This window comes from Mesorhizobium sp. M7A.F.Ca.CA.002.05.1.1, assembly GCF_003998335.1.
GTDB lineage: Bacteria > Pseudomonadota > Alphaproteobacteria > Rhizobiales > Rhizobiaceae > Mesorhizobium.
Map to the genome: position 1 here is coordinate 1 of NZ_RZQI01000259.1, position 6,902 is coordinate 6,902.

At 59.3% G+C, this 6,902-nt stretch carries 10 protein-coding genes; all 10 read right to left on the reverse strand.

All coding sequences use genetic code 11. From position 1 onward, the window contains the following. A partial coding sequence (locus tag EN939_RS15140; protein WP_127268648.1) for an SIR2 family protein occupies positions 1-615 on the reverse strand: 615 nt, incomplete at its 3' end. A 34-nt stretch (positions 616-649) separates the two neighbouring features. Next, positions 650-862 (reverse strand): putative nitrogen fixation protein NifT, encoded by a 213-nt coding sequence (gene nifT / locus EN939_RS15145; protein WP_024505230.1) that lies wholly within the window; start codon positions 860-862, stop codon positions 650-652. Then, positions 859-1,179, reverse strand: coding sequence for a nitrogen fixation protein NifZ (locus tag EN939_RS15150; RefSeq protein WP_024505231.1), 321 nt, complete (start codon positions 1,177-1,179; stop codon positions 859-861). The genes nifT and EN939_RS15150 overlap by 4 nt, the downstream gene beginning before the upstream one ends. Positions 1,180-1,264: 85 nt before the next feature. Further along, complete coding sequence (locus EN939_RS15155) at positions 1,265-1,459, reverse strand: 4Fe-4S binding protein (protein ID WP_024505232.1); 195 nt, start codon at positions 1,457-1,459, stop codon at positions 1,265-1,267. Between the two features lie 29 nt (positions 1,460-1,488). Further along, on the reverse strand, positions 1,489-2,970 hold the full coding sequence (gene nifB / locus EN939_RS15160) for a nitrogenase cofactor biosynthesis protein NifB (protein ID WP_063169393.1): 1,482 nt from the start codon (positions 2,968-2,970) through the stop codon (positions 1,489-1,491). Between the two features lie 273 nt (positions 2,971-3,243). Then, positions 3,244-3,315 carry a helix-turn-helix domain-containing protein gene (locus EN939_RS15165; RefSeq protein WP_245467364.1) on the reverse strand — a complete coding sequence of 24 codons (72 nt, stop codon included), beginning with the start codon at positions 3,313-3,315 and terminating at the stop codon, positions 3,244-3,246. Between the two features lie 706 nt (positions 3,316-4,021). Continuing rightward, positions 4,022-4,738, reverse strand: a complete 717-nt coding sequence (locus EN939_RS15175; RefSeq protein ID WP_063169392.1) for an alpha/beta fold hydrolase — start codon at positions 4,736-4,738, stop codon at positions 4,022-4,024. 255 nt (positions 4,739-4,993) lie between these two features. Further along, positions 4,994-5,293: a ferredoxin family protein gene (locus EN939_RS15180; RefSeq protein WP_024505235.1), complete on the reverse strand. Its 300-nt coding sequence runs from the start codon at positions 5,291-5,293 to the stop codon at positions 4,994-4,996. 12 nt (positions 5,294-5,305) lie between these two features. Then, on the reverse strand, positions 5,306-6,610 hold the full coding sequence (locus EN939_RS15185; protein WP_063169391.1) for an FAD-binding protein: 1,305 nt from the start codon (positions 6,608-6,610) through the stop codon (positions 5,306-5,308). Between the two features lie 10 nt (positions 6,611-6,620). Continuing rightward, a partial coding sequence (locus tag EN939_RS15190; protein ID WP_164751003.1) for an electron transfer flavoprotein subunit alpha/FixB family protein occupies positions 6,621-6,902 on the reverse strand: 282 nt, incomplete at its 5' end.

A 6,902-nucleotide genomic window follows, 5' to 3' on the forward strand; every position in this document is an offset into this window, starting at 1 on the left:
GGCTAGGACTTCGACGTAATCGGAATCAGCCACGAGGAAGTTTGCCGCCGGCCTGACGCAGCCGTGCGGCGCATAGAGCACCGTCCTAGCCACTTGTTCGGCCTCGAGTTCTGTTCCTGACAAATCGTAAGTTCTCGTCCAGATGTTACCGATTCCGGTCGCGCGCGTCGTTCCTTGTATCTCGACAACGTCTGTTTGGCCGGCCTCTGCAAGGGCTGCTCGCATGGCGCCATCGTACCAGCTGTCGATGATGACAGACAGTTGAAGGGTTGCGAGCCAGGCGTGAAGAACGGTCGGCTCGGCGGGGGCTGCGAATATCTCCGCCATCCACGCTTGGAGAGTCCGACGATGTCGGCGCTGCTCGATAAACTGCGCGACCGACCACATATTGGTGCGAATCCTGGAAGGGGCAGGCGCCCGCTTGTTGAGGGCCGCGGCGACATCTTCAGGGGTGCAAGGTACAGGGGATTCCGGTGGGTTAAGCTGCAGAAGACCAGGACCGAGATAGGGGATCACTCGATCGGCCTTGAGAGCGCCGTTCAGCAGGTCAATCAGTTTTTTGGCAAAACTGCCCCGGACGACGACGAGATGGTCCCAGCTCAGCATCGTGTTCATACGCGTTTCCTCTCCGCCACTGAACCCACCGGCATCAGGCCCCGTCGGAAATCTTCATCGCCTCGACGGTGATCGGCAAACGCGTGTCGCGCGGAAGGTCGGGCAGCATGAGCCGCCAACCGTTCCTGAGCGTCACGGTCCCGCCCCATAAGTCAGCGTTCTCAATCTCGGTGATCGGCTCTTCGAGATCCTTCTTGGGGACATAAGCCGACAAGCCAGTAGCGGTCCTGCGAATCATTACTTTCATCCGGCTGTTCCCCCGTTGGAAATGCCTTCAGCTCCGCAGGGAACCTCGACTTTGTCGAGGCTAATGAGTTCGCGCGCTCGCATGCCGACGACCGTGCCACGATCGATCCATTCGACCGCATAGATGAAGAATTGCTGGAGAAAGGTTCCAATGTCGCGCACGTAGCCTTCGTCGCCCTTCCGCACGAGGTTTTCGCCGATCTCCTTGCCGGGATAGGTGCCGTCGTTTTTTATGTGGCGTATCGCACGGACCCGCTCACCCTGCATGAACCGTGGCGGTCTGCCGATTTCGACCTCCTGTTCGCGTCTGGACCACATGCTGTCCATTCCTTTCTCGAGGCTTTTGTTGTGGTCGCGGGTTGCAGGCGTCGTCGTGCGGCGAACCCGACCGTTTCGGTAGGAATCAAGCGGGAACGCAGGTTTTCGGTACCGGACAGACCGACACGCATTGCTGCGTATCGAAGGCCTCCTTGCATTCGGTGCACTTGTTTGGATCGATCACATAGGCGTCGCCCTTGAACTTGATCGCTTCCGAAGGACATTCGAACTCGCAGGCCCCGCATTGGGTACATTGGGATGCGATGATCTTTAAAGCCATTCTAACTCCTGGTTATCGGACGAGACGGCTCAGGCCGTCGCCGCTAGTGGTCTGATCCCAAACTCTGCCGCGTAAAGTGCGCTGACTGCGGTCTCGATGTAGTCATGGCCATAGGCGTCGGTTACGCGCAGTCCAACTCGCGAGAGTTGTTCCTTCGGGCGATTTCCGATCTTGGCGCATAGCACTATGTGTATGCCTTCGAGCGCTGCGATGACGCCCTCGAGGATGGCGTCTTCGCCCCCGCCTCCGAGGCAATACCGCTCGACCTTCCGATGCCCGACCAAGCTGATCCCTCTAGGCGAGACTTCATAAACCTGGAATTCCTTCGCGTGGCCGAAGTGTTCGTTGACCCGTCCACCTCCCTTAGTGGCCACCGCAACCAGAAGCGACTTTTCGGAGTCTGTTGCCTTGACCATACCGATGGCCTCGCTCCTCGCCGCCTCATGATCACGGCGCTCGTGTGCGACCACCTGCCGATAGGCCTGACGCTTGCCAGCATCGTAGGCGACATCGTCGGGAATACCGTCCAGCGTGAATTCCTGGCCACGATCTTCACCGAGCAGGCCGACAGCATCTGCCCGGCACTGCCGGCAGTGGCGCATCAACTTGGCGCCACCTTCAAGTCGATCCTGAAGAGCCATCATCTCCGTTGCCGTTGGGCCGCGCTGCCCGATGAGTCCGTAGTGGGTACCGTGCGCCGGGTCCGAAATCAGAGGCATCACGTTGTGCAGAAACGCGCCCCGCTCCCTGACCATTTTGTTCACCTCAAACAGGTGCTGGTCGTTCACTCCAGGAATCATCACCGAGTTGATTTTGGTGAGGATGCCGCGCGCGCTCAGCATCTCCAGGCCCAGCATCTGCCGCGCGTGCAAGATTCGAGCGGCTTCGATGCCGAAGTAGCGGCGATTTTCATAAAAGATCCATGGATAGATCTTCGCGCCGACTTCCGGGTCGACCATGTTGATGGTGATCGTCACGTGATCAACATTCATTTCGGCAAGCTCGGCGACATGGTCCGGCAGCACGAGCCCATTAGTGGAGACGCACAGCTTTATGTCGGGGATTTCCCTGATGACGCGGTCGAACGTTGCCTTCGTTTTCTCCCAATCGTAACAGGCATCCCCCGGCCCAGCGATGCCAAGAACCGAAAGCTGCGGAACTTTGTTGGCAACGGCGATGACCTTGCGTAGCGCTTGGTCGGGCGTCAACTTCTCAGACACAACACCAGGCCGGCTCTCGTTGGCGCAATCGTATTTGCGATTGCAATAGTTGCACTGGACATTGCAAGCCGGCGCGACCGCCACATGCATACGCGCGAAATAATGATGCGCTTCCTCCGAAAAGCAGGGGTGATCCTTGATCCTTTCCCAAATAGCCGGATCCTCTTCGCCCGGGCTGGTCGGCGACGAGCCGTAGGAAGACGATGCGCAGCCACCGGATTTCGCGGCTGCCAGAAGACCCTCGGATGTCGTGCTAGTCGGCCCCTCAATCGAAACTGTCGGTGAGGACATCAAACGGCTCCGTTGCTGGTAACGTCGCGGTTCAAGGTGCAAGAGCCATACCAACTGAAAAAAGCGGCTTCAGTTCACTATTCGGGTCGATATCGCATTGTGTCAGGCCGGCGCGACACAATTTTGTCCTGCTTGCGACAGTGCAAGTCCAAATCCGTTCAGAAGCACGAAGCACTCCTTGTCGCGCACAGGGCGCGCAAGACCACTGGCCTGACGATTGGCTCATCAGGCTCTTAGAAGTTCCTTCACCTCGATACTATGCCGGCGTATCGCCTAGCCGACTTGTCGCAGCTTGAGGCCGAGAATTCGAGCCGCATTAGCCTGAACCCAGCCGGCCTTCTCCATTGTGTCGATCAGCCGTCACGCTTCGTCCGCCGCGGTCCCAGCCCCCGTCCGGCCGTATCGTTAGAATCGCAAGTGGCCATCTCGTGTTCAGGCGGGCGCCGATGCGCCGAACCGGCATCGTGCTGGCCCGTGAGAGCTCGTCGATGACATTGCCACGTTCCGAAAGATTGGTTCCTTCCAGAGGAGAACGCCAAGCACGCAGTTCTCCGGCTCGCGGACGTTGCCGGGGAAATAGCATTGCGAGATCAGCTCAACTGCCGACGGCGCAAAGCCATGGTTCTCCATATTTCAAGGGTAAGCGCTGTGTCCTTCCAGGAGGACCCGCGATCTGTGGGCCTGCCGATTCTGAGGTGGATCGGAGATCGGCTTGTGTCTGAACTTGAACTTACGATTGACCCTGAGCGGCAGCCTCGGCGTTTTCGAGGGTGATCAACGGCGCTGTTGGTCGGCGGCATTGGTCGATGGACGACAAGGCACGGAGTCATCTCCGAGACCCTGGAGCCGACGCGGTGATCTCGGAGGTTGCCCGGCGCTACGGGCTGCGGCCGCGGCGGAACGCTCGCAAGCTTGCGACGTCGGCAGGACAGGCCACTCCCGCCTAGTGGTTTCGGTGGCGCCACCGGAACGACCCGTTGGGCCTACATCCTTGCACCAGAGCTCAAGGCCACGGCCTGAGAATCGGCCGCCGCTCCCCCTACTTGGTTCCTCAGCCGACAGCGCTAAGAAGGAGAGCAACTTCCGTCGGCGCGAGGATCATTGCGTCGTGGCCAGTGGCGAGTTCCTGCCACGCCCAGCCATCCTGCTTCGCGACCCATTCTCGCGCTCCCGCCATCGGCGGGTGGAGTGGATTAGTGCAGACGACATAGGTTCGGGGTCTGCCGTTGCCGAGCGGGTGCTCGAGCTTAAGTCCGCTTTCGTAGGTGCCTGCCGGATGCGGTGTTATCCGGCGCCGCACCCAGTCCGTGAGCGAGTGTCCCTCGGGAGTGCCGAATGCTGTTGGCGGCGGAGTCGGCATGAAGATACCCCGTCCTTCCTCCGCAACCAATTTTCGACGGGCGGCGACGATGTCGGGGGGCATGGTGCTGAATACACTTTGACCGCTCTCGACGATGGCGCCGTCGAGATAAACGAGATGGCTGATATGGTCGGGTATCCGGTCGGCGGCGCCGGTGATGCTGATGCCGCCTAGACTGTGACCGACAAGGATCACATCGCTCAGCTCTTCCGTTACAATGTGGTTGACGATGTCGGTCACGAATGTGTCGGGCGTGATGTCCTTGCACAGCAAACGTGCGCGTTCGCCGACACCTGTCTGGGTAGGCGTGGTCACGTGGCATCCCATCTTGCGAAGATTGGCGGCGACGTCCCGCCAACACCATCCGCCATGCCAGGCACCATGCACTAGCACATACGTCTTTATCATGGATTGTGCCGTTCCATTTGCTCACCGGCCGTTGTGGCTGCCATCCGGCACGATGGCCGGACATTGTCCAAAGGGGCTCGACCACGTTACCGGTGGTAAGTCCGGCACAGGCGCCCCGTGGCCTGAGGATACCCCTACCAAGTCGAGGAAACTTGAATTGCGAAACCCAATATTCACTAGCTCTTTGCAAGTGGATGGAGAGGCTCATGGTGTGCCGCAGTTGCTCGCTGCCGGCATGCTCTTGGCACCGGCTGATCATCCGAACTTGAACAGGACACCAAAGCCGCCGCGCGGATAGTTCCACTCGATGTCGCCGCCTTTCTCGCACAATATCCGGCAGGTGCCGCATTCCATGCAGCCGTCGGCGGTGATCTCGACTTGACCCTTGTCATTCAACTCATAGCATTTCGCCGGACAGACGTAGGTCAACGCAAGCAAGTTCGCGCTTGGCTTGTCGTGCGGTCGCACTATGATATGGGGGCGGCCGGAATCGACCAGATAGCGGTTCTGGTAAAGTTTGTCCTCGACACGAACCTTCGTCACTGCGATCGTCATCTTGTACCCTCTTCAGCGCCATGCCAATGCCAGGCGGACCGCGTCGCTGACCAACCCCCAGCGCGAGCGCGCGTTGATGAAGGCGGCCGTGGTGTTCTTTTCCTTCTCGATCTTCGGCGTGCCGTCGACACGCATGAAGGTCTGAGCGGCATGCGACATCAACCGCGGATAGCTGTCAAAAAAGTTGCTGGAATTGGTGTGGAGTAAGGCTGGCATGTCCTTGTATTTCTTAAGATCCTTGATCACAAAGGAGTCATCCAGCATCGTCTTGTAGAGCGCAAGGTTCGCTTTGGTCATAGGACCGTTGCGGCTTTTGACTTTGATGATCGCCTCAGCCGCGACACGACCCGAGGTCATGGCAAGGTTCGAACCCTCACGGTGAATGGCATTGTTCAGTTGCGCTGCGTCGCCGACGATGACCCAACCGTCGCCGAATAGCTGCGGAATGGCCCTGTAACCACCTTCGGGGATAAGATGGGCGGCATATTCTTTCACCTCCGAGCCAGCGATCAGCGGCCGGATCGAAGGATGGTTTTTCATCGCATCCAGGAGGGCGGACGGGCTCTCCATCGTCGCGGCGAAATCCGAGACCAGGCAGCCGATGCCGAGTGAAATCGACTCCTTATTGGTGTAAAGGAAGCCGAGCCCGGCCATGCTGCGAGAGATCGTGCCCACGGCCTCGATTACGCAGCCTTCATCGCCCTTCACCCCGAACCGCTGGCCAATGACCTCTTCGGGCAAGAAATGCATTTCCTTGACGGCAATCGCCACGGTCTCCGGCTTCGGCATCTCGCGCAGGCCTGCGCGAGTGCCAAGCAATCCCGACACCCCTTCTGCGAGAACGACCACATTCGCGAAGACCACTCCGCCAGCCCGGTCTGTGCGGACGCCGATCACCTTGCCATTGCCATCACGGACGAGTTCCGTCGCGGTCGTCTCACACAGGACCGTCGCGCCAGCCTCGCGCACCTTGCGGGAAAACCATTTGTCGAACTGGGCGCGGATGATCGTGTAGCGGTTGGGTTTCGCCTCATTGAAGTCGTCCGACCGGTAATGAATTCCGGTGTGAGACGTGTCGTCCATCACCCAAAGTCGCTGTTCGACCAGGTGCCGCTCGAGGGGCGCATCATCCCGGAAGTCCGGGATGATCTTCTCCAGCATGTTCGCGTACATTATGGCACCCTGGACGTTCTTAGAGCCCGGATATTCCCCGCGCTCCAACTGCAGTACCTTCAGCCCCTGGCTTGCCAAAGTGTAAGCAGCTGCGTTTCCAGACATGCCGGCTCCGACCACAATGGCATCGAATTGTTCAATCATGTCCTCTCCCTCAACTCGCAAGCTTGTCTCGACTGTGCGGCGACAGCCGCCGGGTGAAGGCTTCCGTCAGTGCGGGCAGGAAGCGGATTGCATCCGTGACGATCCCGAGGTGGGCGAACTCGAAAATCGGCGCGTTCGGATCGGTGTTGATCGCGACGATGAGATCGGCCCCCTCGACCCCAACTCGGTGCTGGATGGCGCCGGAAATTCCGGCCGCGATGTAAAGCTTCGGTCGAATGGTCTTGCCAGTTTGTCCAATCTGTCGATCAGCCGGCATCCAGCCCTTCTGGAC